24 protein-coding genes are annotated in these 23,519 nt (G+C 71.8%); 19 read left to right on the forward strand and 5 right to left on the reverse strand.

Annotated elements, in window-relative coordinates:
* Positions 1 to 134 precede the first annotated feature (134 nt).
* The 6 genes from OHA68_RS29045 to OHA68_RS29070 all read left to right on the forward strand — a co-directional run bounded on the left by OHA68_RS29045 (position 135) and on the right by OHA68_RS29070 (position 3,516).
* Positions 135 to 956 (forward strand): helix-turn-helix domain-containing protein, encoded by an 822-nt coding sequence (locus tag OHA68_RS29045; RefSeq protein ID WP_225277082.1) that lies wholly within the window; start codon positions 135 to 137, stop codon positions 954 to 956.
* A complete protein-coding gene (locus OHA68_RS29050; protein WP_189144821.1) occupies positions 957 to 1,193 on the forward strand; it encodes a DUF397 domain-containing protein in 237 nt (78 codons plus the stop codon).
* 87 nt (positions 1,194 to 1,280) lie between these two features.
* A complete protein-coding gene (locus tag OHA68_RS29055; RefSeq protein ID WP_189144822.1) occupies positions 1,281 to 1,541 on the forward strand; it encodes a hypothetical protein in 261 nt (86 codons plus the stop codon).
* A 46-nt stretch (positions 1,542 to 1,587) separates the two neighbouring features.
* Positions 1,588 to 2,346, forward strand: coding sequence for a hypothetical protein (locus tag OHA68_RS29060; RefSeq protein WP_189144823.1), 759 nt, complete (start codon positions 1,588 to 1,590; stop codon positions 2,344 to 2,346).
* Positions 2,347 to 2,368: 22 nt separating this feature from the next.
* Positions 2,369 to 3,250, forward strand: a complete 882-nt coding sequence (locus tag OHA68_RS29065) for a maleylpyruvate isomerase family mycothiol-dependent enzyme (protein ID WP_327103112.1) — start codon at positions 2,369 to 2,371, stop codon at positions 3,248 to 3,250.
* Entirely contained in the window at positions 3,250 to 3,516 is a 267-nt protein-coding gene (locus OHA68_RS29070) for an RNA polymerase sigma factor (RefSeq protein ID WP_189144825.1), read from the forward strand. The genes OHA68_RS29065 and OHA68_RS29070 overlap by 1 nt, the downstream gene beginning before the upstream one ends.
* Here the strand turns inward: OHA68_RS29070 and OHA68_RS29075 are convergent.
* The gene (locus OHA68_RS29075; protein ID WP_189144826.1) at positions 3,503 to 4,093 is read right to left on the reverse strand and encodes a histidine phosphatase family protein; all 591 of its coding nucleotides are present in this window, start codon (positions 4,091 to 4,093) and stop codon (positions 3,503 to 3,505) included. The genes OHA68_RS29070 and OHA68_RS29075 overlap by 14 nt on opposite strands.
* Before the next feature lie 57 nt (positions 4,094 to 4,150).
* Here OHA68_RS29075 and OHA68_RS29080 point away from each other — a divergent pair, with 57 nt between their 5' ends.
* Positions 4,151 to 5,179 (forward strand): zinc-binding dehydrogenase, encoded by a 1,029-nt coding sequence (locus OHA68_RS29080; RefSeq protein ID WP_327103113.1) that lies wholly within the window; start codon positions 4,151 to 4,153, stop codon positions 5,177 to 5,179.
* An 86-nt stretch (positions 5,180 to 5,265) separates the two neighbouring features.
* On the opposite strand, the gene OHA68_RS29085 is transcribed toward OHA68_RS29080, so the two are convergent.
* A complete protein-coding gene (locus OHA68_RS29085; RefSeq protein ID WP_327103114.1) occupies positions 5,266 to 6,177 on the reverse strand; it encodes a TIGR03621 family F420-dependent LLM class oxidoreductase in 912 nt (303 codons plus the stop codon).
* Between the two features lie 81 nt (positions 6,178 to 6,258).
* Here OHA68_RS29085 and OHA68_RS29090 point away from each other — a divergent pair, with 81 nt between their 5' ends.
* The 3 genes from OHA68_RS29090 to OHA68_RS29100 are packed head-to-tail and all read left to right on the forward strand — an operon-like array spanning position 6,259 to position 9,154.
* Positions 6,259 to 7,026 carry a phytanoyl-CoA dioxygenase family protein gene (locus OHA68_RS29090; protein WP_189143184.1) on the forward strand — a complete coding sequence of 256 codons (768 nt, stop codon included), beginning with the start codon at positions 6,259 to 6,261 and terminating at the stop codon, positions 7,024 to 7,026.
* Complete coding sequence (locus OHA68_RS29095) at positions 7,011 to 7,967, forward strand: phosphotriesterase family protein (protein WP_327103115.1); 957 nt, start codon at positions 7,011 to 7,013, stop codon at positions 7,965 to 7,967. The genes OHA68_RS29090 and OHA68_RS29095 overlap by 16 nt, the downstream gene beginning before the upstream one ends.
* Positions 7,964 to 9,154 carry a cytochrome P450 gene (locus tag OHA68_RS29100; RefSeq protein WP_327103116.1) on the forward strand — a complete coding sequence of 397 codons (1,191 nt, stop codon included), beginning with the start codon at positions 7,964 to 7,966 and terminating at the stop codon, positions 9,152 to 9,154. The genes OHA68_RS29095 and OHA68_RS29100 overlap by 4 nt, the downstream gene beginning before the upstream one ends.
* Before the next feature lie 72 nt (positions 9,155 to 9,226).
* Here the strand turns inward: OHA68_RS29100 and OHA68_RS29105 are convergent, their stop codons facing one another.
* Positions 9,227 to 10,483: an MFS transporter gene (locus OHA68_RS29105; RefSeq protein ID WP_327103117.1), complete on the reverse strand. Its 1,257-nt coding sequence runs from the start codon at positions 10,481 to 10,483 to the stop codon at positions 9,227 to 9,229.
* A 192-nt stretch (positions 10,484 to 10,675) separates the two neighbouring features.
* On the opposite strand from OHA68_RS29105, the gene OHA68_RS29110 reads away from it, so the two are divergent.
* The 6 genes from OHA68_RS29110 to OHA68_RS29135 all read left to right on the forward strand — a co-directional run bounded on the left by OHA68_RS29110 (position 10,676) and on the right by OHA68_RS29135 (position 15,800).
* Complete coding sequence (locus OHA68_RS29110; RefSeq protein ID WP_327103118.1) at positions 10,676 to 11,539, forward strand: Gfo/Idh/MocA family protein; 864 nt, start codon at positions 10,676 to 10,678, stop codon at positions 11,537 to 11,539.
* A gap of 199 nt (positions 11,540 to 11,738) precedes the next feature.
* A complete protein-coding gene (locus OHA68_RS29115; protein ID WP_327103119.1) occupies positions 11,739 to 12,710 on the forward strand; it encodes an ABC transporter substrate-binding protein in 972 nt (323 codons plus the stop codon).
* Positions 12,711 to 12,790: 80 nt separating this feature from the next.
* Complete coding sequence (locus OHA68_RS29120) at positions 12,791 to 13,750, forward strand: FecCD family ABC transporter permease (protein ID WP_189143380.1); 960 nt, start codon at positions 12,791 to 12,793, stop codon at positions 13,748 to 13,750.
* A complete protein-coding gene (locus OHA68_RS29125) occupies positions 13,747 to 14,520 on the forward strand; it encodes an ABC transporter ATP-binding protein (protein ID WP_327103120.1) in 774 nt (257 codons plus the stop codon). The genes OHA68_RS29120 and OHA68_RS29125 overlap by 4 nt, the downstream gene beginning before the upstream one ends.
* Positions 14,517 to 15,167: an adenosylcobinamide amidohydrolase gene (locus OHA68_RS29130; RefSeq protein WP_327103121.1), complete on the forward strand. Its 651-nt coding sequence runs from the start codon at positions 14,517 to 14,519 to the stop codon at positions 15,165 to 15,167. Before OHA68_RS29125 ends, OHA68_RS29130 begins: the two co-directional genes overlap by 4 nt.
* 63 nt (positions 15,168 to 15,230) lie before the next feature.
* Complete coding sequence (locus OHA68_RS29135; RefSeq protein WP_327109572.1) at positions 15,231 to 15,800, forward strand: Uma2 family endonuclease; 570 nt, start codon at positions 15,231 to 15,233, stop codon at positions 15,798 to 15,800.
* Here OHA68_RS29135 and OHA68_RS29140 read toward each other — a convergent pair.
* On the reverse strand, positions 15,772 to 17,490 hold the full coding sequence (locus tag OHA68_RS29140) for a hydantoinase B/oxoprolinase family protein (protein ID WP_327103122.1): 1,719 nt from the start codon (positions 17,488 to 17,490) through the stop codon (positions 15,772 to 15,774). The genes OHA68_RS29135 and OHA68_RS29140 overlap by 29 nt on opposite strands.
* Positions 17,487 to 19,607 carry a hydantoinase/oxoprolinase family protein gene (locus tag OHA68_RS29145; RefSeq protein ID WP_327103123.1) on the reverse strand — a complete coding sequence of 707 codons (2,121 nt, stop codon included), beginning with the start codon at positions 19,605 to 19,607 and terminating at the stop codon, positions 17,487 to 17,489. The genes OHA68_RS29140 and OHA68_RS29145 overlap by 4 nt, the downstream gene beginning before the upstream one ends.
* Before the next feature lie 105 nt (positions 19,608 to 19,712).
* On the opposite strand from OHA68_RS29145, the gene OHA68_RS29150 reads away from it, so the two are divergent.
* The 3 genes from OHA68_RS29150 to OHA68_RS29160 all read left to right on the forward strand — a co-directional run bounded on the left by OHA68_RS29150 (position 19,713) and on the right by OHA68_RS29160 (position 23,517).
* Positions 19,713 to 21,206 carry a zinc ribbon domain-containing protein gene (locus tag OHA68_RS29150; protein WP_327103124.1) on the forward strand — a complete coding sequence of 498 codons (1,494 nt, stop codon included), beginning with the start codon at positions 19,713 to 19,715 and terminating at the stop codon, positions 21,204 to 21,206.
* Positions 21,206 to 22,765 (forward strand): serine/threonine protein kinase, encoded by a 1,560-nt coding sequence (locus OHA68_RS29155; protein WP_327103125.1) that lies wholly within the window; start codon positions 21,206 to 21,208, stop codon positions 22,763 to 22,765. Before OHA68_RS29150 ends, OHA68_RS29155 begins: the two co-directional genes overlap by 1 nt.
* 92 nt (positions 22,766 to 22,857) lie before the next feature.
* A complete protein-coding gene (locus OHA68_RS29160; protein ID WP_189143195.1) occupies positions 22,858 to 23,517 on the forward strand; it encodes a response regulator in 660 nt (219 codons plus the stop codon).
* The last annotated feature ends 2 nt before the right edge of the window (positions 23,518 to 23,519 follow it).

Below are 23,519 nucleotides of genomic sequence, written 5' to 3' on the forward strand. Positions count from 1 at the left end.
GGTGGGAAAGGGGATCTTGGCCGCGGCCCATGATCTTTCGGCCGTGAAGTGACAGACTGTGTGGCAAGGAAACGACCAAGGAGCACCACGTGTCCATCGATCCGCCCGGCTCTGGCTCGACCGTCCGGCGCATCATGCTCGGTGCGAGCCTGCGGCGGTTGCGTGAGGGCAGCGGGCTCACCCGCGACCAGGCCGGATTCCACATCCGTGCCTCCGAGTCCAAGATCAGCCGGATGGAGCTCGGCCGCGTCGGATTCAAGACACGTGATGTCGAGGACCTGCTCACGCTGTACGGCGTCGACGACAACGCCGAACGCCGAGCCCTGCTGGAGATGGTCCGTGAGGCCAACACCCCCGGGTGGTGGCACAAGTACTCGGCGGAGTTGCCGACCTGGTTCTCCACCTACGTGGGCCTGGAGGAAGCGGCGAGCCTGATCCGCACCTATGAGGTGCAGTTCGTGCCCGGCCTCCTGCAGACGGCCGCGTACGCGCGGGCCGTGTACCAACTCGGCAATCCAGACCTTTCGCCCGAGAAGATCGAGCGCCGCGTGCATCTGCGCATGCAGCGGCAGGAGCGTTTCACCCAGAAGGACGGCCCGCGTCTGTGGGCGGTCATCGACGAGGCGACGCTCAAACGGACCATCGGCGGCCAGAAGGTCATGGCCGAGCAGCTCCAGCATTTGCTGGCAGTCGCCGCCCTTCCCAACATCACCATTCAGGTGATGCCCTTCAAGTTCGGCATGCACGCCGCTGAAGGTGGCGCGTTCAGCATCTTGCGGTTTCCCGAGTCCGACCTGTCGGACGTTGTCTACGTCGAACAGCTCTGGGGTGCCCTGTACCTGGACAAACGTGAGGATATCGACCCGTACCTCACTGCAATGGAGCAGTTGTGCGTGGAGAGCACCACGCCAGGGGGCACCGTCGAGCTCATCGGCGGCCTTCTCAGAAAGATGTAGATGAACCAGACCTATAACGGCATGCCTGCGGCCGACCTGACCCAGGTGGCCTGGCGCAAGAGTCGCTACAGCAACTCGCAGGGCAACTGCGTCGAGCTTGCGGAGCTCCCCGACGGTGGGGTCGCGGTGCGCAACTCCCGCTACCCCGACGGCCCTGCCCTGATCTACACCCGCGACGAGATCCGGGCGCTGGTGCTCGGGGTGAAGGACGGAGAGTTCGACGCTCTGCTGGTGTAACACGCTGTTAACCCCCGGCACGCCCGCTTAACGAGGGCGCGCCGGGGGCGTAACGGGCGGACCTATCCGCCCGTGGAGGATGAGGTCATGCTCGACCAGATGACCCTTTATCCGATCGCCGACGACGTGCTGTTCGCACCCGGCGGCAAGGTCGTGATCCGCACGTACGGTGTCGCGCCGGCGCTCGCGGACGGCGGCTCGGTCTCATATCGCACCTGGGTGACCGGGATCCGGGACCAGCCGCGTTACTGGCAGTGGGGGCACTTCGAGGACGCCACTCACGGGCACCGCCGTGTCCTGGAGTGGCTGACCGGCCGGGGACCGCAGCCCGCTCAGGCCCTGTCCTGACCGTGTTACGCTCCTGACCGAGCAACCGCTTGGTCGAGGAGGCGTGGTGCGGCGCGGAATCCACCTGCTGGAGGAGGTCGACTTCAGGCCCATGAACTCACGGCGTCCGCTGGAGTACCTGACCTGGCTGACCCGTTACAAGCGCGAGGACGAGACCAGGACGGCGCCCGAACTCACCTCCGGCATGTCCATCCGCTCCCGCGACATCGACCTGGCCGGCGCCTTCTACGCCGTCGGCATCACCGGCCACCCCCAGTTCAAGGTGGTCACCCTGTGGGAGTGCCATGGCGGATGGGACGGCGGCTGGCGGCAGATGATGGACATCTACCGCGGCGTGGACCAGCGGCTGTTCCTGTCCGACATCGACGATCTGCGCCACTCGGCCTTCTCGCGGCCGCTCGGCGCCGTGGCCGGCAGCCCGCCGCTCACTCAGGTGCCGCCCGCCGAGTTCTACCTGTTCGAGAGCGCCAGGGTACGGCCCGGCGCCGCCCTGGACTACCTGGCGGCCGTCCGCGCCGAACGCGCCCCGCTGCTGGCCGAGCACGGACACCGGCTGGCCGGCCTGTACGAGGTGCTGTTCACCGACAACGAGGCCGTCACCCTCTGGGGCGTCTCCCTCGACGACCATCTGGCCACCCAGCGGGCCCGCGACGCCGCCCTCGGCCTGGACGACGAGGCCACGGCCGACCCCCGGCTGCTCGCCTGGGGCAGGCGGGCCCGCGACTTCCTCGACGGCCCCTGGCGGGAGACCCTTCTCGCCCCCTTCCCCGGCAGCCGTCTGGCGCCGGAGCGCGCATCGGGTTAGCGTCATGGTCGCGGAGGCAGCCATGACTGACGCGTACCTCTCCAACGGGCACGGCGCCGACGGCCACGTCGGCTCCTGCCCGCACTGCCGTGCGGCCGTCACCTTCCTCGACGGCCCCGACCCCGCAGCCGTGGCACCGCCGCGGCTGCGTGCGGCCGTGCTGACCAGGGCCCGGCGCCGCAGGGCGCCCGCCGAGAAGGGCGTCGCCGAAGTGGCGGTGCCCTACGCCGAGCAGGTCGCGCTCCTGGACGAGCTGCTCGCGGAGCTGACCACGCGGCAGTGGGGCGCTCCGGTCGCCAGGCACCGCACCGTACGCCGCATGATCGAGCACCTGGCCGCCAACGACGGGCCGGTGGCCTGGTTCCTCGGCGTGCGCGCCCCGGAGCCCGATCCGGTCTACCCCCGCTGGCGCGAGCAGGCCGGATCACTGCTGCAGCGCGTCTCGGCGACGACGGGGGCGCTCCTCGGCGCGGAGGTGGAGCTGGCCGGCGCCAAGCCGGTACGCGGGTCGCTGCGCCACGCGCTGATCCAGCGGACGTTCGAGACCTGGACGCACGCCGACGACGTCCGGCAGGCGCTCGGCCGCCCGGCTCAGCCGCCGCCGCCCGACCACCTGCGGATGATCGCCGAGTTCGGGCTGGCCATGCTGCCCCGGGCGATCAGGAAGTCGCGCCGCGACGTGTCGGCCACGTTCGTGCTGACCGGTCCGGGCGGCGGGTCGTGGACGGTCCCGCTCTCGCCCGCCTCGGAGCGGGTGACGGCGGTGGTGTCGGCGGACGCGGTCGACTTCTGCCGGCTGCTGGCCGACCGGTGGGAGCCGGGCTGCTTCCCGTACGCGGCGGAAGGTGATCCCGCTTTCGCCCGCGAGCTGCTCCGCGCCGCCGCCACGCTGGGCTGTGATTGATGGACGACGACGCGGAGCTGTCGGCGCGGCTGGTCGCGGGCGATCTCGACGCCCTGCGCGCCGCCTACGACGAGCACAGCGCCTCCGTCTACGGCGTGGCGGTCCGGGTGACCCGCGACGAAGGGCTCGCCGGGGAGGTCACTCAGGAGGTGTTCGTGGCCTTATGGGAGCGACCGCTGTCCTACGACCCTCGCCTCGGCCCCCTGCGCGACTGGCTGACCGGCCGAGCGCTGCACGAGGCGGCCTTACGGGTCAGGGTCGGTTGAGCGGGGCGTTCCAGGCCGCGATCACCGGCTCGCCGTGCTCGAAGGCCAGCCGCGAGTACGTGCCCGTGTCCAGCTTGAAGTAGCGGCCGTCCTGCGGCGGCAGGTCCAGCCAGCGGGCGGTCAGCACGCGCAGCAGGTGACCGTGCGCCACCAGCGCCACCCGGCCAGGCACCCGCCTCGCCTTGGCGATCACCCGGTCGACGCGCGCCCCCACCTCCTCGGCGCTCTCGCCCGGATGGGCGGCGTCACCCCGGATCACGCCGTCACGCCACAGGTACCACCCCGGCCGGGTCTGCCTGATCTCGGGCGTGGTGATGCCCTCGTAGCCGCCGTAGTCCCACTCCCACAGGTCCGGGTCCACCTCGAAGCCGCTCAGCCCGGCCAGCTCCGCCGTGCGGCTCGCGCGCTGAGCGGGAGAGACCAGCACCAGATCGAACGGGCGCTCCTTGATCAACGGTGCCAGCGCGCGCGCCTGCTCCTCCCCGTGCGCCGTCAGCGGCACGTCGGTCAGGCCGGTGTGCCTGCCCGACCTGCTCCATTCGGTCTCACCATGTCTCAGCAGCACCATCTCGTCCATGCGTCCATCATGGTGCACGGTTGACCTCAACTCAGCTTGAGGTAACAGGGTGGAGCCATGCACGCCATCCTGCTTCACTCTTACGGCCCTCCCGGCAACCTCCGACTCGAGACCGTCCCTGACCCGGTGCCCGGTCCCGGCCAGGCCCGCATCGCTGTGCGCGCCGCCGGGCTGCACTTCATCGAGACCCTCCTGCGCAAGGGCGTGCCCGTCGGCCCGCACCCGGCGCCCGACCTGCCGGTGATCCTCGGCGGCGAGTCGGCGGGGGTGGTCGAGTCCGTGGGCGAGGGCGTGGACCCCGCCCTGGTGGGCCGGCGGGTGGTGACCGGCGACCTGGCCTCGGGCGGGTACGCCGAGCTGGCCGTCGCCGACGCCCGGAGCCTGGCGCCGCTGCCGGACGAGCTGGAGTACGGCCCGGCCGTCGCCATGGTCACCACCGGCGCCACCGCCTTGGGACTCCTGGAGCTCGCGCCGGTGACCGCCGACGACGTGGTGCTGGTCATGGCCGCGGCGGGCGGTGTCGGCACCCTGCTCGTGCAGCACGCCCGCCGGGTGGGCGCCACCGTGGTGGGCGCCGCGGGCGGGCCCGCCAAGGTGGCGCGGGTCGCCGAGCAGGGCGCGGACCTGGCCGTCGACTACACCGAGCCCGGCCGGACCGGGCATGACCACGGCGGGCCGGATCACGGCGGGCCGGATCACGGCGAGTCCGGCTGGACCGACCGGGTGCGGGCGGCGGTCGGTGAGGTGAGCCTGGTCTTCGACGGGGTCGGCGGCCGGCTCGGCCGCGAGGCGTTCGAGCTGATCGGCAAGGGCGGCCGCCAGGTCGTGTTCGGGCAGGCGGCGGGGGAGTGGTTCCATCCGGCCGAGGAGGAGCTGGCGGCCCGGGAGGTGACCTCCCACGACGGCATCGGGCACCTGCTGAGCCGGCCGGGCGGCATGGCGGAGCTGCGTGCCCGAGCCCTGGAGGCGGTGGCGGCCGGCCGCCTGACGCCCGCCGTCCAGTCCTTCCCGCTGCGCGACGCGGCCGCCGCCCACGCCGCCCTGGAGAGCCGGAACACGATCGGCAAGGTCGTCCTCACGACATAGCGCCCTTTCCAGGGACACCGGCAAGGTCATCCTCGCGACATAGCGCCCTTTCCAGGGACATCGGCACTGCCCTCGCGCCGAACCCCTCACGACGCGGCGAGTTCTTCCACGATGGGGATGAAGGCGTCGAGGTCGTGCTCGTGATGCACCACGAAGTAGGAGACGTCGTGCTCGTCGCGCCAGTGGCGGAGCTGGTCGACGATGTCGCGGCGGGTCCCGAGCAGTACCTGGGGCGTGCCTTCCAGGCTCGGCCGGTCGGCCGCGCTCCAGGCCTGCGCCGGTCCGCGCTCGCCCACCTCGACGACGCTCGTGCCGAGCTCCAGCCGGTCGTAGCGGCTGCCGGCGGCCTCCCGTACGGACTGGAGCTTGGTCAGGAAGGCCCCGGCGCCGCCGTCGCGCGGGTCGGGGCCCCGGCCGTCGGCCCGTACCCGCATCGCCAGGTTCACCGAGTCGGCCTGCCTGGCCGCCAGCCGTACCATCCGCGGCCCGCCCGCGCCGAGCAGCAGCGGGGGGTGCGGGCGCTGCACGGGCCGGGGCCGCAGCCGCATGTCCCGCAGCGTGTGGTGAGCGCCCGAGAAGCTGAACTCCTCGCCGCTCCACAGGCCCTTCAGCACGGCGATGGCCTCCTCCAGCCGGTCCACCCGGACCCCCGGCGGCCGCAGCGCCAGCCCGGCGGCCTCGTAGTCGGCGGCCATCCAGCCGGTGCCGAGCCCGATCTCCAGCCGCCCCTCGGAGAGCACGTCCAGCGTGGCCAGCTCCTTGGCCAGGACGGCCGGCTGCCGGAAGTCGTTGGCCAGCACCAGCGTGCCCACCCGCAGCCGGCTGGTCGCGCAGGCGGCCGCGGTCAGCGCCGGCAGCGGCGCGAACCGGTCGCCGACGAGATGATCGGGCACCAGCAGCACGTCGAACCCGGCCCCCTCGACCCGCCGGGCCAGGTCCGCCCACTCCCTGCCCGACCCCGCCTCCCGCACCACAGCCCCGAACCTGAACCGCCGCACCAGAACCTCCCTGACCGCATCGGCACGTCGCAGGCATCCTAGGACTTACCAAGCGCTTGCTCTAGTGCCAGACTGGGCGGCATGGACGTCCCGGCGCGCCGCGCGAGCGACGACGAGGTGAGCTTCTTCGACGAGCACGGCTGGGTACGGCTGCCGCGGCTGGTCGCTCCGGAGACGGCGGACCGGCTGCGCGAGCGGGCCGTGGACCGGCTCCGGAGCCGGGACAGGCGGCGCACCACGCTCGTCGACGAGGCCTTCGGGCAGTCCAGGGACATCGCCGCCGCCGACGAGCTGTTCGGCGCGCTGGCCCTGAGCCCCGCCATGGGCCGCAACGCCGCCCGGATGCTGCGCGACGTCCGGGCGGTGCGCGTCCAGGTGACGAACCTGCTGGTCAAGGAGCCGGGCGAGCACGGCGCCACCCAGTTCCACCAGGACTTCCCGTGGATGCCGATGGACCGCTCGGCCATGCTGACCGTCTGGCTGGCCCTGGCCGACGTCCCCGCCGACATGGGGTCGCTGCGCTTCTACAGCGGCTCGCACCGGCACGGGCTGCTCGGGCGCAGCTTCACCCGGCCGGGCGACGACCAGCTCAGCCGCCACCCCTGGCTCAAGGAGCTGGAGCTGTCGCCGCCGCTCGACCTCAAGGCGGGCGACGCGACCGCGCACCACGCGCTGACCGTGCACGGCGCGCCCGCCAACCGCCGCGACCGCCCCCGGCTGTCGTTCACCGTCACCTACTTCGACGCCGACGCCCGCTACACCGGCGCGCCGTACCAGCAGACCGACGGGCTGGGGCTGGTCGTGAACGAGCCGTTCGAGCATCCGAGGTTCCCGTGCCCGAGACCGTGAGGGGGCCGGTCGCCGAGCTGGGCGTCACGCTCATGCACGAGCACGTCTTCGGCCTCAGCCCGGAGATCCTGTGGAACTGGCCGGACATCCCGGAAGGATGGGACCTGGAGGCACGGGCCGGGCAGGCGGCGGCCAAGCTGGAGGCGCTGCGGGCCGCAGGCGTCGACACGATCGTGGACCTGACCGTGGTCGGGCTCGGCCGCTACGTCCCGGCCGTGCAACGGGTGGCCGAGCGGACCGGGGTGAACATCGTGGCCGCCACCGGGCTCTACACCTACGACGCCCTGCCGCCGTACTTCGCCAACCGCGGCCCCGGCACGCTGTTCGGCGGGCCCGACCGGCTCAGCGAGTTCTTCGTACGGGACCTCACCGAGGGCATCGGCGGGACGGGCGTCAAGGCGGCCATCCTCAAGTGCGCCTCCGACCACCTCGGCATGACCGCGGGCTGCGCGCGGGTGTTCCGGGCCGTCGCCGAGGCGCACCTGGAGACCGGCGCGCCCATCAGCACGCACTCCCACAGCCCGTCCCGAGGCGGCCTGGAGCAGCAGCGGCTGCTCGCCTCACTCGGCGTCGACCTCGGCCGGGTGGTGATCGGGCACGCCGGGGACTCCACGGACCTGGCCTACCTGGAGGAGCTCATCGCGGGCGGCTCGTACCTGGGCATGGACCGCTTCGGCATCGACACCATCAGCCCGTTCGAGGACCGGGTGGCGACCGTGGCGGCGCTGTGCGCGCGCGGGCACGCCGGGCGGTTGGTGCTCGGGCACGACTCCTACTGCTTCAACGACCGCTTCGACGAGGACGTGGTACGGCGGCGGCACCCCAACTACCACCTGCTGCACATCTCCCGCGACGTGCTGCCCGAGCTGCGCGGGCGCGGCGTCACCGAGGACCAGATCCATCAGATGCTCGTCGACAACCCGCGGAGGATCTTCGGATGATCGAGGACTTCGACGTCAGCTCCGACTGGCACGTGGCCGCGCCGTACGACTTCCTGGCGAGGCTGCGCCGCGAGCGGCCGGTCTTCCCCAGCGAGCACCTCGGCGCGTACGTGCTCACCAGGTACGCCGACGTGCGGGCGGCCTACGGCGATCCGCGGCGGTTCTCTTCCGAGGGGTCGCTGACCATCTCGCGCAGCCTCACCCAGCGGACGCGGGACAAGCTGGGCGAGCACGGGTCGTTCCTGTCCAGTTTCGTGGCCAACGTCGATCCGCCCGACCACACCCGGCTGCGGCGGTCGGTGTCGCGGGCGTTCACGCCGCGCGCGGTGGCCGCGCTGGAGCGGCGCTTCCGGCGGCTGAACGAGGACCTGCTGGACCGGGTCGAGCCGCGGGGGAGCGCCGACTTCGTGGCCGACCTCGGGCACGAGCCGTCGATCAAGCTGACCGCCCGGTTCATCGGGGTGCCGGAGGCGGACGAGGACTTCGTCCAGGCGCACGTCAAGGACTGGTTCCAGCTCTTCCTGTCCCCGCAGTCGCCGGAGCGGCAGCTCGACCTGGCAGACAGCTTCCTGACCTACCTGGACTACGTGGATCGGCTGGTCGCGGCCAGGGCCAAGGAGCCGCGCGACGACTTCACCTCGCTGATGACCGCGCTGATCGGCGACGAGCTGAGCCACCGGGAGGTGGTGGAGCTGATCTCCACCATCCTGCTCGGCGGCAACGACACCGTGCCCAACCAGCTCGGCAACACCGTCCTGCGGCTGCTGCGCGAAGACTGCTGGCCGGTGCCGCCCGCGCTGATCCCGAACGCGGCCGAGGAGTGCATGCGCATCGACGGCGCCTCGCTCGGCTCGTTCCGCTACGCCCGGACGGACATCCCGCTGCACGGGAGGGTGATCCCGGCGGGGTCGCTGGTGCTGCTGTCCACCGACTCGGCCGCCCACGACGAGACCGTCTTCCCCGACCCGGACCGCTTCCTGATCGACCGGCCCAACGCCGACGCGCACCTGGTCTTCGGCTACGGCATCCACTTCTGCGTCGGCGCCGCACTGGCCCGCCTGCAACTCCGCACCGCCCTCGACACCCTGACCCACCGCCTACCAGCCCTGCGCCTGGTTCCTGGGCCGATCACTTACCGCAAGTCGCTCGTGGGCCGAGGACTGACGACCCTGCCCGTGGAGTGGTGAGGGCTCCGCGTCCGCCAAAGGGCTTCCCGTCCGCCCCTGGGCTTTCCGCTCGTCGGGAGGTTTCCGCGTCCGTCAGGAGGTTCCCGCGTCGTCGGAAGGGGGCCCGGCCTCGGCCGGGTGGCTCAGCCGACGCAACCGGAACATCGGCACGGCGCACGCGAGCACCGCCGCCGTGGCCAGCACCACGACCGGCCAGCCGCCCGCGTCACCCGGCCCCTGCTGCCCCAGCAGCGATTCCGCGAGCACTTCCAGCGATGATCCGGCCACCTCCGCCACCACCAGCGTGATGATCAGCGTCGCGCCGGACCGGCCCAGCAATCGGCTCGGCGTGATCGCCTGGCGGTGGCTGAGCAGGGCCACCACGGCCACCGCAGTCCCGGCCCAGGGCACCAGCCGGCCGAGGACGTACCAGATCGGACCCCAGTCCATCCCGGCCAGCACGAGCAGCGCGAACGGCTGACTCACCAGGACGGCCGCCCACGCCAGCCGGAACGTCCCGACCCGCCGGTACAGCAGCACGGCGAGGACGGCTCCGATGGGCGTCGCCAAGTACACCAGCCATGACAGGACGGCCTCCGGCCGGGTGAGCTCCCCACCCTCCGCCAGGAGCGGAGTGACGGCGAACTCTTCGATGGGCTCCCGCATCGCGGTCAGCCCGAACAGGCACACGACGATCGCCCGCAGCACCGGATGGGTCAGCGTGAACCGCACCCCCGCCACGGCCTCCCGCCATACCCCGGTTCTGGGCGGCGCGGGCTCCTCGGGCGCGCGGATGACGCCGAACAGCCACGCCGAGATGGCGGCCCCCAGGGCCGCGACGCCCACGGCGGCCGCGGTCACTCCGGGAGAGCCGCTGAGGAGGAAGCCGACGCCGAAGGAGCCCGCACTCCCCACGATCAGCATCACGGCGTTGACCGGGACCAGCCCGTCCCGCTCGACGGCCGCGGGCAGGTAAGCCTCCTGGGCGAGACCGCCCGTGCCGCGCACCATCATCACGGCCGGCGTCACCAGCAGGAGGTGCGGCCAGGTGACCGCCTCCAGCCAGATGGCGAGCGCGAGGGAGCCGAGCAGGCCCGCCGCCAGCCCTCCGGTCACGGCCAGTGCCGTCCCGCGCCGCACCCGGTCCACCAGCACACCGAGGGGGAGGGTGAAGAGCAGCAGCAGCAGCATCGTGACCAGGTGCGCCAGGCCGATCTCGGCGTAGCCGGCCCCCATCGGGATCATTGCACCTGTCCAGAGCAGGTTTCCCTCGGCGAAGGCGCCGATCTGCAGGCCGGTACCGCCGGCCAGGAAGAGCAGGAGGCGACGCCGAGGGCTGGGGGAGATCATTCACGGCATCCTGCACGCCCGTACGATCCCTGGCAAACGCGTGAAACCTGGCATCCCGCACGCCTGTACGCAGCGGGTGGAGCCGGCATCCCGCCTTCGGTCAGCGGGGTTGATCCGCTCCGGCTGGACGTACCTGGTGGGCGGGTTGATCTCGTGAGAAAGTCGTACAAAGAGCGATTTAGGGGGATTTGTATGGAGCCGGTGGCTGTCGGGTTGATCGGGGCGGGGCCGTGGGCCGAGATGGCGCATGTGCCGATGCTGACCAAGAGCCCGCACACCCGGCTCGCCGGGGTCTGGGCCCGGCGGCCCGAGGTGGCGGCCCGGCTCGGGGCGCCCGTGTTCGAGCGGGTCGAGGAGCTGTTCGACGTCTGTGAGGCCGTCGCCTTCTGCGTGCCGCCCGGCGTACAGGCCGAGCTGGGGGTGCGCGCCGCGCGGGCCGGCAAGGCGCTGCTGCTGGAGAAGCCGCTCGCCGACTCGCTGGACGGCGCGCGGCGGCTGGCCGACGCGGTGGCCGAGACGGGCGTGCCGACCCAGATGGTGCTCACCCTGAGGTACGCCGCCCGTACCAGGGAGTTCCTGACCCGGTGCGCCGAGATCGAGCCGTTCGGCGGGCACGCCGCCAACATCTCCGCCTCCCTGATGGGTGACCACCCGTTCGCCACCCCGTGGCGGCTGGAGCGCGGCGCCCTGCTGGACGTGGGGCCGCACATGATCGACCTGCTCGACGCCGCGCTCGGCCCGGTGACCGGGGTGCGCGCGCACGGGCACCCGCTGCGCTGGGCCGGGCTGCTGCTGGAGCACGAGAGCGGCGCGGTCAGCGAGGCGTCGCTGTGCCAGGCGGGCGTCGGCGAGATGCCCCCGACCAGCATCGCGGTCTACGGCGCCAAGGGCAGCGCCGTCCTGCAGCGGGGCGGCGACGACGACCCGCTGGCCAAGGTAGCCGAGGAGTTCGCGCACACCGTCCGGCAGGGCGGCGGGCATCCGCTCGACGCCGCCCACGGGCTCAGGCTGCAGCACATCATCGCCGAGGCGGAGAAGCAACTGCGTACCCCTTGACTCAAGGTGCCATCTGGAGCATTGATAGCGTTTGTCCGACGCGCAGTGCTGCAGCGAAGTCCGGTGTGAGTCCGGCGCTGTCCCGCAACTGTCATAGCCAGGTCGCCTGCCTCTGCGTGACGTCATCAACCCTCGTGGAAAAGGGTGATCCGTCGCTCTTCGCGGGTCTCTCGGTTCCGACAGTGTGAAAGGACATCTCGTGAGGCCCGTACGCACGGTCTTCGCGGGCGCGCTGCTGGGAACGCTGGTGCTGGCCGGATGCGGTCAGACCGGCACAACAGCCACCCCCGCCGCCAGCCCCACCGCCGCCTCCTCCTCGGCCGCCCCCGACACCGCCGCCCCCGGCGCCGCCTTCCCCGTCACGGTCGAGGCCGCCAACGGCAAGGTCACCCTCCCCAAGCGGCCGGAGCGGATCATCTCGCTCTCCGCCACCCACACCGAGACGCTGTTCGCCATCGGCGCCGGCCCCCAGGTGATCGCGGTCGACGACCGCTCCAACCACCCGGCCGAGGCGCCCAAGACCGACCTGTCGGGCTTCAAGCCGAACGTCGAGGCCATCATCGCCCACAAGCCCGACCTGGTCGTCGTCTCCGATGACATCGACCAGATCATCACCGAGCTGGGCAAGGTGAACGTCCCCGTCCTGTGGGAGCCCGCCGCCACCAAGCTCGACGAGGCCTACGACGAGATCGCCGACCTGGGGGCCGCCACCGGCAACCAGGCCAAGGCCGACGAGGTCGTGAGCGGCATGAAGACCTCCTTGGAGAAACTGGCCGCCGAGGCGCCCCAGGCCAAGAACCTCACCTACTACCACGAGCTCGACCAGACGCCCTACGCCGCCACGTCCAAGACGTTCATCGGGCAGCTCTACGGCCTGTTCGGCGTCACCAACATCGCCGACAAGGCCCCCGACGCGGCGGGCGGCTACCCCAAGCTGTCGGCCGAGTTCGTCGCCCAGGCAGACCCCGACCTGATCTTCCTGGCCGACGTGAAGTGCTGCGCGCAGAACAAGGCCGCCCTGGCCAAGCGGCCGGGCTGGCAGAACCTGTCCGCGATCAAGAACGACCAGGTGGTCGAGCTCGACGACGACATCGCCTCCCGCTGGGGGCCCCGCGTCGTCGACCTCGCCCAGAGCATCGGCGCGGCGGTCACGAAGGCGGCCGCGCGCTAGTGGCGCTGACCGCCGAGGTCGCCCCATCACGCGCCCGGCCGATCTGGCTGGCCGGCGCGCTGGTGGTCCTGGCCGCGTCCATGGTCGCGGGCCTGCTGGGCGGCGCCGCCGACATCTCACCCTGGCAGGTGATCCTCCAGATGGCGGACTGGCTGCCGTTCCTGACCGTCGACTCCGGGCTGGCGCCCATCGAACAGGGACTGCTGTACGAGCTGCGCCTGCCCAGGGTGCTCGTCGCGGCCGTGGTCGGCGGTCTGCTGGCCATGGCGGGGGCCGGCTACCAGGGCGTGTTCAGGAACCCGCTCGCCGACCCGTACCTGCTCGGCGCCGCCGCCGGAGCCGGGCTGATGGCGACCGTGACCATCGTGCTGCTGCCGGCGCTCGCCGCCTACATCCCGGCGGCGGCCTTCGCCGGAGCCGTCGGCGGCGTGTTCCTCGCCTACGCGCTCGGCAACACCGCCGGCCGCTCCGGCGGCACCGCCACCCTGGTGCTCGCCGGGGTGGCCGTCACCTCCTTCCTCACCGCCATCCAGACGTTCATCCAGCAGTTCAAGGTCGAGGAGCTGCAGCGCATCTACTCCTGGATCCTCGGCGACGTCGGCGGCGGATGGGACCAGTTCTGGCTCGTGCTGCCGTACGCCGTCGTCTCGGCCGTGCTGCTGCTCCTGCACGGCCGGATGCTGGACGTGCTGTCGGTGGGGGAGGAGGAGGCGACCAGCCTGGGCCTGCGGGCGTCCCGGGTGCGGCTGTTCGTCCTGCTGGCCGCCAGTCTGGCCACCGCGGCGGCGGTGGCGGTCAGCGGGCTCATCGGCTTCGTCGGCATCGTCGTCCCGCACGTCGTACGGCGGCTCGCGGGCGGCTCCTACCGCAGCGTGCTGCCCCTGTCGCTGCTCGGCGGCGCCGCCTTCCTGGTGCTCGCCGACCTCGCCGCACGCACCGTGATCGCCCCCGCCGAGCTGCCCATCGGCGTCGTCACCATGTTCGTCGGCGCGCCGTTCTTCGTGGCCGTCCTGCGCATGACGCGGCGGACCGCCACATGATCGCCGTCAAGGGTCTGTCGGTACGGCTCGGCGAGCGCGAGGTGCTCACCGACGTGGACCTCCAGGTACGGCGCGGCGCCTGGCTGGCCATCATCGGCCCGAACGGCGCGGGCAAGTCGACCCTGTTGAAGGCCGTCATGGGCCTGCTCGCCCACCGCGGCGAGGTGACCCTCGACGGCAGGCCGTCCGGCGCCCTCAGCCCCAGGGACCGGGCCCGCCTGGTCGCCTACGCCCCCCAGACGCCCGCGCTGCCACCCGACATGACCGTCTTCGACTACGCCCTGCTCGGCCGTACCCCGTACATCCCCTATCTCGGCCGGGAGAGCCGCACCGACCGGGACGTCACCGGGTCCGTGCTGGACCGGCTCCACCTGACCCCGTTCGCCGCCCGCAGGCTCGGCGAGTTGTCCGGCGGCGAGCGGCAGCGCGTCGTGCTCGCCCGGGCGCTCGTCCAGCAGGCCCCCGTGCTGCTGCTCGACGAGCCCACCACCGCCCTCGACCTCGGCCACCAGCAGCAGGTCCTCGAACTCGTCGACCGGCTCCGGCTCGCCGACGAGCTCACCGTGGTCACCACGCTGCACGACCTGACCGTCGCCGGCCAGTACGCCGACCACCTCCTGCTGCTGGCCGCAGGCCGCGCCGTCGCCTGCGGCGAACCCGCCCAGGTGCTCACCGTGCCGCTCGTCAGCGGCCACTTCGACGCCCGTGTCATGATCGAGCAGGGCCCCGGCGGGCGGCCCGTCGTCCACCTCGTCAGAGGAGAACCGTGAAGCTCAGCACGAGGACCGAGGAGGGCGTCGAGCTCGGCGCGCTGCTCTGGGAGTTCGGGCCGGGCTGGCGGATGATCTCCTCGGCCATGCTCGGCGGCGGCATCGGCCCCCGCGAGTGGATCCTCAACGCCCAGGTCGTCGCCGGCTACTCCCGCATGGACCCGGTCGAGCACCTGGCCGAGCTGGGCCCCGGCGGCGACGGCGTCGGCATGATGACCGCCGCCTCCGTCGACCGCAACGTCCACGCCGAGGACGGCGGCGTCGAAGCCGTCGCCACGGTCGGCTTACGCGTCCCCACCTGGGCCGCCGCCCCCGAAGGCGCCGCCGACCCCGAGCTCGCCCCCATGCTCGGCGCCCCACCGGTCGGCACGATCAACATCGTCGCCGTCGTACCGGTCGCGATGACCGACGCCGCCCTCGTCAACGCCGTGATGACGATGACCGAGGCCAAGACGCAGGCGCTGCTGGAGGCGGGCTTCCCGTGCACCGGCACCGCCTCCGACGCCCTCTGCCTGGCCGTCCCGAACACCGGGCCGCAGGAGCTGTTCGGCGGGCCGCGATCACCGTGGGGAGCGCGGCTGGCGCGCGCGGTCCACACGTCGGTACGGCGAGGTGCCGAAGCGTGGCGACCCTGGGACGGAAAGTAATCGACCTTGGGTAAGTAGCATGTGCGAAAGGGCTCGATTCCCGATACTGAGTGGGTGACCACGATGGCGACCGAACCGACGACCGCACGCACGGTTCTGCCGGGCGTGCCTCCGTTCACTGTCGATGACCTGCTCAAGTTTCCCGACGACGGGAACCGATATGAGCTCTTCAACGGGAGCCTACTGGTGAGCCCTGCCCCGACTCCGCTGCATCAGCGCGTCATCTTTCGTCTCCAGCGGATTCTGGACGATGCGGCACCTCCGGGTCTGGAGCCGCTGTCGACGGTGAACCTCAAGGCGGGTGACAAGGACTACTACATTCCCGACCTCGTCGTGGTGCAGGAGACCGCAACCGAGGCCGCGTCGCTCATGTTCACCCCCGAAGACATCCTCCTCGCCGTGGAAGTCGTCAGCCCGAGCACCAAGATCCGTGACAGGGCGTTCAAGAGCGAGGCCTATGCCGCCGCGGACATCCCCGCTTACTGGCGGATCGAACTCGACGAAGGCCCGACCGTCTACGTCTACGAACTCGACGGAGATTCCTACGGGACGCCTTCCGCCTATAAGGCCGGGGCCGTCGCCACCTTGGCAGTGCCCTATGCGGTCAGCTTCGACCCCGGCGATCTGATCTGAGCGGTGGCGCGGCCGGACCGTAGTCCTCGGCCGCGCCTTGGCGGGTGACGCGGCCCGCCTCCAGGTCGGCCTCGATCAGCGCGGGATCCCGCTCCTGCGGTGGGCCGAGGCCTCCGCCACCGGTCGTCTCCACGATGAAGGCCTCGCCGGTGGCGAAGCGGACGTTGTTCACCTTCGATGCCAGGCGCTCGATCGAGCCGTCCAGCCGGCGTTTGTAGAAGCCGCCCAGTCTGCCGGGCAGCCCGCCGTCGCGGCCCGGTGGGGCCAGGCGCAGCCGGTCGCCTCGGGTCGTCACGTGGCAGTCGGCCAGGAACCGGTAGACGGTACGCGAACCCAGCCCGCCCCGGTGCCGCCCCGGGCCGCCCGAGTCCGGGATCGTCTCGATCGACTCGACCACCAGCGGGCAGCGGCCCTCCACCGGCTCCACCTGCGGCACCGAGTTGCGGCCCACCCCGAAGTGCACGCCCGTCGCGTCCGGCCCGTCCAGCCCCGGCCGTGCGCCGACGCCGCCGAAGTCGTACGCGAGATGGATCCAGTACGGCGCGTCCACGGAAGCGATCGAGAACGGCTGCAGGATCCCGCTCGCCGCGATGGCCCGCTCGGGCACCGCGTCGGACAGCGCCTGGAAGACGGCCTCGATGGCGGCGTAGATGGGGACGTACCGGCCGCCGCACGGGTAGGGGGAGCGGGCGTCGAGCAGCGAGCCCGGCGGTAGGCGTACGTCGATCGCGCGCAGGCAGCCGTCGTTCATCGGGATCGTCGGGTCCAGGAAGCACCGCACGGCGAACACGGCCGCCGCCAGCGACTGCGACGCCGACGCGTTGATCGCCGCCGGCACCTGCGGGTCCGTCCCCGCGAAGTCCACGACCACCCGCCCCGCGCCCCCCGGCCCGTCCTGCCAGGTGTCGAGGGTGATCGATACGCGGATGTGGTGGGGTTTGTCGGGGTTCATGCCGTCGTCGTCTATGGGGTAGGACGCCTGGTGGCGGCCTGGGGGGAGGGTGGCCAGGGCGGCTCGGGTCCTGGTCTCGGTGTAGTCGAGGTAGGCGTCGATCCCGGCCTTCAGGCCCGTCTCGCCGTACTCGCGGACAAGGGCGTCGATGCGGGTGGCGGCGACGGCGGTGCCCGCGATGAGGGCGCGTACGTCGCCCAGCACCTTGTCGGGGGTACGGCTGTTGGCCCGCAGGATCGCCTCCACGGCGGGCTCCAGGCCGTCGGCGGTGGCCAGGCGGACGGGCGGGAGTTGCAGGCCCTCCAGGTAGACGTCCGTGGCCAGGGGAGCCATGCCGCCCGCGGACAGGCCGCCCAGGTCCGAGACGTGGATCATGGTGGCGGCGAAGTAGGCGGGGGTGCCCATCGTGAAGACCGGCCGGTAGACCAGGAGGTCGTTGGTGTGGACGCCGCCTCGGTAGGCGTCGTTGAGCACGTACACGTCGCCGGGGCGCATCGTCGCGAGGGGGATGTCCTTGACGAGCTCCGGGAGCGCGACCTTCAGGGCCATGCTGTTCATCAGCGTGGTGGCCATGGAGTGGGCGATCAGCCGCCCGCCGGCGTCCAGGATGGCGGCCGAGGCGTCCGAGCCCTCGACGATGAAGGTCGAGTACGCGGACCGCACCACGACGATGCCGGCCTCTTCGGCGGCGACGACCAGGGCGTTCCTGAGCACCTCGGCGGTCAGGGCGTCGTTCATGGGGTGGACTCGCGGATCAGGTGTACGGCGCGGGCTTCGCCGAGGGTCGCGGTCCAGCTGGGCGGGACGACGATCGTGGACTCGGGGTCCTCGATGACTGCCGGGCCGTGCAGCTTTTCCAGGGTGTCTCTGGTGTGTACGGGAACCTCTACGTAGGCGCCGCCGAAGTACGCGGCACGGGTGGTCGTCGATGCCTCCTTGGCCGTGGGTGTGACGCGGGTCCTCGCCTCCTTGGCCGCGGGCGTGACGCCGGTCCTCGCCGTACGAGTTGCGCCGACCTCCGCCGTACCTCTTCTCGCCGCACCGGCGCTAGGAGGGGCGCTGAGAGGACGGCTGGGTGGTGGGGGGAGGGTGAGGCTGGGTGGGGGGAGGGTGAGGCGGAGGCGGTAGGCGACTACTTCGATGGTGGACTGTTGCGTTATGCCGTACACCTGGGTGTATTTCGTGGAAAAACGCGACGCCAGCTCCTCCCGTACGGGGCTCCACGGGACCGTCAGGTCGTGGGACTGGCCGTGGAAGCGGACGTCGGCCGAGCGGGTGAGTTCGAGGCCGGGGGTCGTCAGCGGGAGGCCGAGGTCGGCGGCGGCGGTGCGGGCCAGCTCGTCGAAGAGCGCGTCGGGGTCCGCCGCGTCCAGGCGGGAGATGACGCGTTCGGTGGACAGGGCGCCGGTGAGGAGGCCGGCCGCCGAGGCGACGCCGGAGTGGGCGGGGACGAGCACCCGGGAGATGCCGAAGCGCTCCGCGACCCGGGCCGCGTGCATGGGGCCCGCGCCGCCGAACGCCACCAGGGTTAAGCCGCGCGGGTCGATGCCCCGCTGCACGGTCACCACGTGGACGGCCGAGGCCATCGAGGCGCTGACGATCTCGTGGACGGCGTGCGCGGCCTCGGCCGGGGTGACGCCCAGCGGGCCCGCCAGGCGGTCGAGGGCCCGCGCGGCGAGGGACGGTGACAGCGGGATGGTGGCCGAGGACAGGTAGCCGAGCACCAGGTTCGCGTCCGTCACGGTGGGCTCGCGGCCGCCGAGCGCGTAGCAGGCGGGGCCGGGGGAGGAGCCGGCCGAGCGGGGGCCGACACGCAGCGCGCCGGCGGCGTCCAGCCAGGCGATGCTGCCGCCGCCCGCGCCGATCTCGGCCAGGTCGATGGCGGGCGTCTTGATGGGGACCCCGGTGCCGGCCCGGCGGCCGCCGAAGCTGCCCTTGCCGCCCACGTGGAACTCGCGGGTGATCTCCGGGCGGCCGTCGCGGACCACGCAGACCTTGGCCGTGGTGCCGCCCATGTCGAAGGAGATGACGTCACCGGCCCCGGTGCCCGCCGCCGCCAGGACGCCGGCCGCGGGCCCCGACTCGATGGTCGACACCGCCCGCCTGGCCGCCAGCTCGGCGGAGATCACGCCGCCGCTGGACTCCATGACGTGGATCGGCGCGCGGACGCCCAGCTCGGCCAGGCGGGCGCTCAGGCGGGAGAGGTAGGAGGCCATGAGTGGCCCGACATAGGCGGACATGATGGTGGTGGTGGCGCGTTCGTACTCGCGGATCTCCGGCCAGATCTCCGATGAGATGACCACGTTCGGGATCGACTCGCGCAGGATGGCGGCGACCTGCCGCTCGTGCTCCGGGCAGGCGTAGGAGTGCAGCAGGCAGACGGCGGCGGAGGTGATGCCGCGCGCGGTGATGCGCGCCGCGACGCGCCGTACGGAGTCCGGATCCAGGGGGGTGAGCACGGTGCCGCGCGCGGAGACGCGCTCGACCACCTCGAAGCAGTCGGCGGCGGCCACCGGCGGCGGTGGCGGGGTGAAACGCAGGTCGTAGCGGTCCTCCTCGACCCGGGCGTAGCGGCCGAGCGGGATGACCGAGCGGAAGCCGAGGGTGGTCACGAACGCCACCCGCGCGCCCTTGCGTTCGAGCACCGCGTTGGTGGCCAGGGTGGTCGCGTGCACGACCCTGCCGACCTGGGCCGGGTCCACGCCGGCGAGCACGCGCGTAACGCCGGAGGCGATCCCCGCGATGGGGTCGTCGTGGGTGCTCAAACATTTGGCGGCTGTCAGTGTGCCGGTGGGGGCGCGCAGGACGACGTCGGTGAAGGTGCCGCCGACGTCGACGCCGATCGCGTAACCCATCTGCGCAAGGAAAGCACACAAGCAAGCGCTTGTCTACATGGCGACGTCTTGACTTACGGCAGGTGATTGAGACCCTGGTCATAACGATTCTTCAGGGAGCGGTGAATGGGGCGTCTCGCAGCTCTGGCAGGCGGTCTCGCGGTGACGACCGCTCTGTTGATCATGCCCGCGACGGCACACGAGCATCCCAGCGGCATCACCGATCTGGTGACCCCCGCGGTGGTCCGGGTGGAGGCCGTCTCCCACGTCGAGATCACGCTGCTCGACCACCTGGGTGAGCTCAAGCATGTGGAGCGTTCCTACGACATCCCCCTCGGCCAGGGCACCGGCACCGTGGTCAACCCCGAGGGCGCGATCGTCACGCTCACCCGCGTCGTCAAGACCGACAACGAGGACGTGGCCATCCTGGCGGCCAACCGGATCTTCGCCGCGCACCACAAGGTCAAGATCCCGCAGGACGCCAAACGGCACAAGGTCAAGGACCCGCGGCTCAACCACCACCTCGAAGAGTGCTACCCGCCGAAGCGGTCCACCGCGACCTGCATCATCGACGTGACCACCGACATCACGATCTTCCCGAACGTGTCCCCGGCCGACTCCGACGGCTTCAAGGCCGAGCTGGTCAGAGCCGGGTCCAGGCCCGACAGCCCCGCCGTGCTGATGCCCTCGGGCCGGGCCGTCGGCAGCGTCGGCATGCCCACCGCCCCGCTCGCCGACAAGGTGCCCGACCAGGTCGGCTCGCCCACCAGCGTCGCCGGCTTCCTCGGCCGGCCGGGCCCCGACGTGCGCAACACCGTCGAGATCGCCCACCTCACCAAGGGCGGCGGCGCGGGTGACAAGGGCAGGCCGTTCGCGGATCCGGAGGGCAAGACCGACGAGCCCGCCAAGCTCGGCGGCCTGGCCGATCGCGGCATGGTCGGCGCGCCGGTCATCGGCGACAAGGACGGGCACGTCATCGGCATGCTCATCGGCGGCGGCAAGAACGCCAAGATGATCGGCGTACGGGAGATCACCGCGATCCTGACCAAGGCGGGGATCGCGCCGCGCAGAGGGGCGATCGACTCGGCCTTCGAGGGCGCGCTGACCCGCTACCACACCAAGTACTACACCGAGGCGGCCCCGGGCTTCCAGCGCGTCCTGGAGCTCTATCCCGGCAACACGGTGGCCGCCGAGCTGCTGAAGATCTCGCTGGCCAAGCGGGGCGGTCCCGAGGACGAGGGCACCAAGCAGGCGGCCGTGCCGGTGACCGCGGCCACGCCGCTGTGGCCGTTCATCGTGGCGGCCGGGGTGCTGTTCGTCGCCGCCGGGACCGGAGCGTTCGTGCTGTGGCGCCGCCGCCGCGAGCCGGCCGACCAACTGGAGCCGCCCGAGCCGCTACCACCACCGCCACCGCCGCCGGCGGTCATCGCGGAGCCTCTCGACGAGGGGGCCAGCCAGACGGTCGTGGTGCGCAGATCGGTGGCTTTCGGGGCGATCCCCCAGCAGAAACAGGTGCTGACCACGAAAGATCCGTCGATCAAGTACTGTACGGCCTGCGGCATGAAGCTGGGGCTAGGGCACCGGTTCTGCGGCTACTGCGGTCACCCCAGCGAGACGTGATGCAATTGAACGAGCGAGGACTCATCGGCCAGGAGGTGGCCGGCTACTACATCGAGGACATCGTCGGCAAGGGCGGCATGGCCGTCGTCTACCTGGCGCTGGACCCTCGGTTGAGCCGCCGCGTGGCCCTGAAGATCCTCAACCCGGTGCTGAGCGTCGACGACCGGTTCAGGCAGCGGTTCATCCTGGAGTCCAGGACCGTCGCCAGCATCGAGCACCCCAACATCGTCCCCATCTACGAGGCCAACGCCGACGACGACGGCGTGCTCTACATCGCCATGCGCTATGTCGACGGCCTCGACCTGCGCCGCCTGATCTACGACCGGGGGCCGCTGCCGCTCGGGCAGGCCAACCGGATCTTCGCCCAGGTGGCCGCCGCCCTGGACGCGGCGCACGCGCACGACCTGGTCCACCGGGACGTGAAGCCGGCCAACATCCTGCTCGCCGGCGACCACGTCTACCTCACCGACTTCGGCATCACCAAGCACCGCACGTCGATCTCCGGGCTGACGCAGACCGACCAGTTCATCGGCACGCCGCGTTACATGTCCCCCGAGCAGATCAACAAGGAGCACATCGACGGCCGGGCCGACCAGTACGCGCTGGCCTGCGTGGCCTACGAGGCGCTGTCGGGGCGGCTGCCGTTCCAGCGTGACAACGACATCGCGCTGCTCTGGGCGCACCTCGCCGAGCAGCCGACACCGCTGTCACAGCTGCGCGCGGAGCTGCCGGCGGAGGTCGACGTGGTGATGATGCGGGCGCTCAGCAAGGCGCCCGAGCAGCGCTACGGGTCGTGCGCGGAGTTCGTCTCCGCGCTGCGCGAGGCGATCAGCGGCGTCGCGTCGCTGACGCCCGGCGGGGTGGGCCCGATCACCGCGCCGGGGGCCGCGCCGTCGACCGGCCCGTCCTCGCTGCCCCCGCAGCTCAACCAGGCAGGCCGCCGCCCCGCCGCCCGGCCGGGCAGGCTGCCGATCGTGGCGGCCACGCTGACCGCCGCCCTGGCCGCGCTGGCGCTGGTCGTCATGATCATCATCAACCAGCGGGGCGACGCGTGGGTCCGCTACCAGGACACCACCGCCGCCCCGGTGACGTTCGAGTATCCGGCCGCCTGGACCGCGCGCACGCACGCCGACCTGTTCTCGCTGGCCTCGCCGCGCGCCGCGGAGTTCGAGGCGATGTTCGTCTCCGGCGCGAGCGCCAACTGGTCGCGGATCAACCCGATCATCACCGGCGACCCGGAGGAGGCGGTCGGCGTCTACGTCCAGGTCTCCGACACGCTCGACGCGGGCGCCGGCCGCGAGCAGATGAAGGCCATGCTGGAGGGTCTGCTGCCCGGCGAGATCGAGGTGACCGCCCCCGTCCCCGACCGGGCGGGCAACAGCGACGCCACCCGCTACGACGGCTCGCTGCGCGACCGCAACACCGGCAACGGGCTCGGCTTCGTCGGCTACGTCATCGACCACCGGCCCAAGCCGATCCTGGTGCTGTACTTCTGCGCCCAGAACCGCTGCGACGACAGCGTCCAGGTCCGGGTGCGGCAGAGCGTGTTCGTGTCCTGAGCGGCGAGCGGCTTGTAACTGACTTGTATGCGGCTTGACCAGGCCGTTCAAGCCTGTTCAAGGCGCCGGACGGCGTCTACTCTCTCGACCTTGTGGGCATTCGAATCGTCATTGTGGACGACCAGGCGATGGTCCGTGCGGGGCTGCGCATGGTCGTGGAGAGCGAACCCGGCATGGAGGTCGTCGGCGAGGCCGCCGACGGGCGCGACGCCATCGCCGTGGCCAGGCGCACCCGGCCGGACATCGTGCTGATGGACATCTCCATGCCGCGGCTCGACGGCCTGAGCGCGGCCAGGGAGCTGCTCGACACCCCGTCCCCGCCCAAGGTCATCACGCTGACCACCTTCGACACCGACGAGAACCTCTGGGCCGCGCTGCGCGCCGGGACCAGCGGCTTCCTGCTGAAGGTGTCGCCGCCGGAGCAGCTCATCGAGGCCATCCGCATCGTGCACGCCGGGGACGCGCTGCTCGACCCGGCCGTCACCAGCCGGGTGATCGCCTCCTTCGCGGGCCGCGCCGAGCCGGTGCCCTCGCCTCGGCTGGAGGATCTGACGCCGCGCGAACTGGAGGTGCTGCGGCTGCTCGCCCGCGGCCTGACCAACGCCGAGATCGCCCGCGAGCTGTTCGTGGGGGAGGCCACGGTCAAGACGCATGTGGCGCGGGTGCTGATGAAGCTGGGCCTGCGGGACCGGGCCCAGGCGGTGGTCTTCGCGTACGAGTCCGGCGTGGTGCGGCCAGGGGACACGGACTGACC

The sequence above is a fragment of the Nonomuraea glycinis genome (genome assembly GCF_035920485.1).
Lineage (GTDB): Bacteria > Actinomycetota > Actinomycetes > Streptosporangiales > Streptosporangiaceae > Nonomuraea > Nonomuraea glycinis.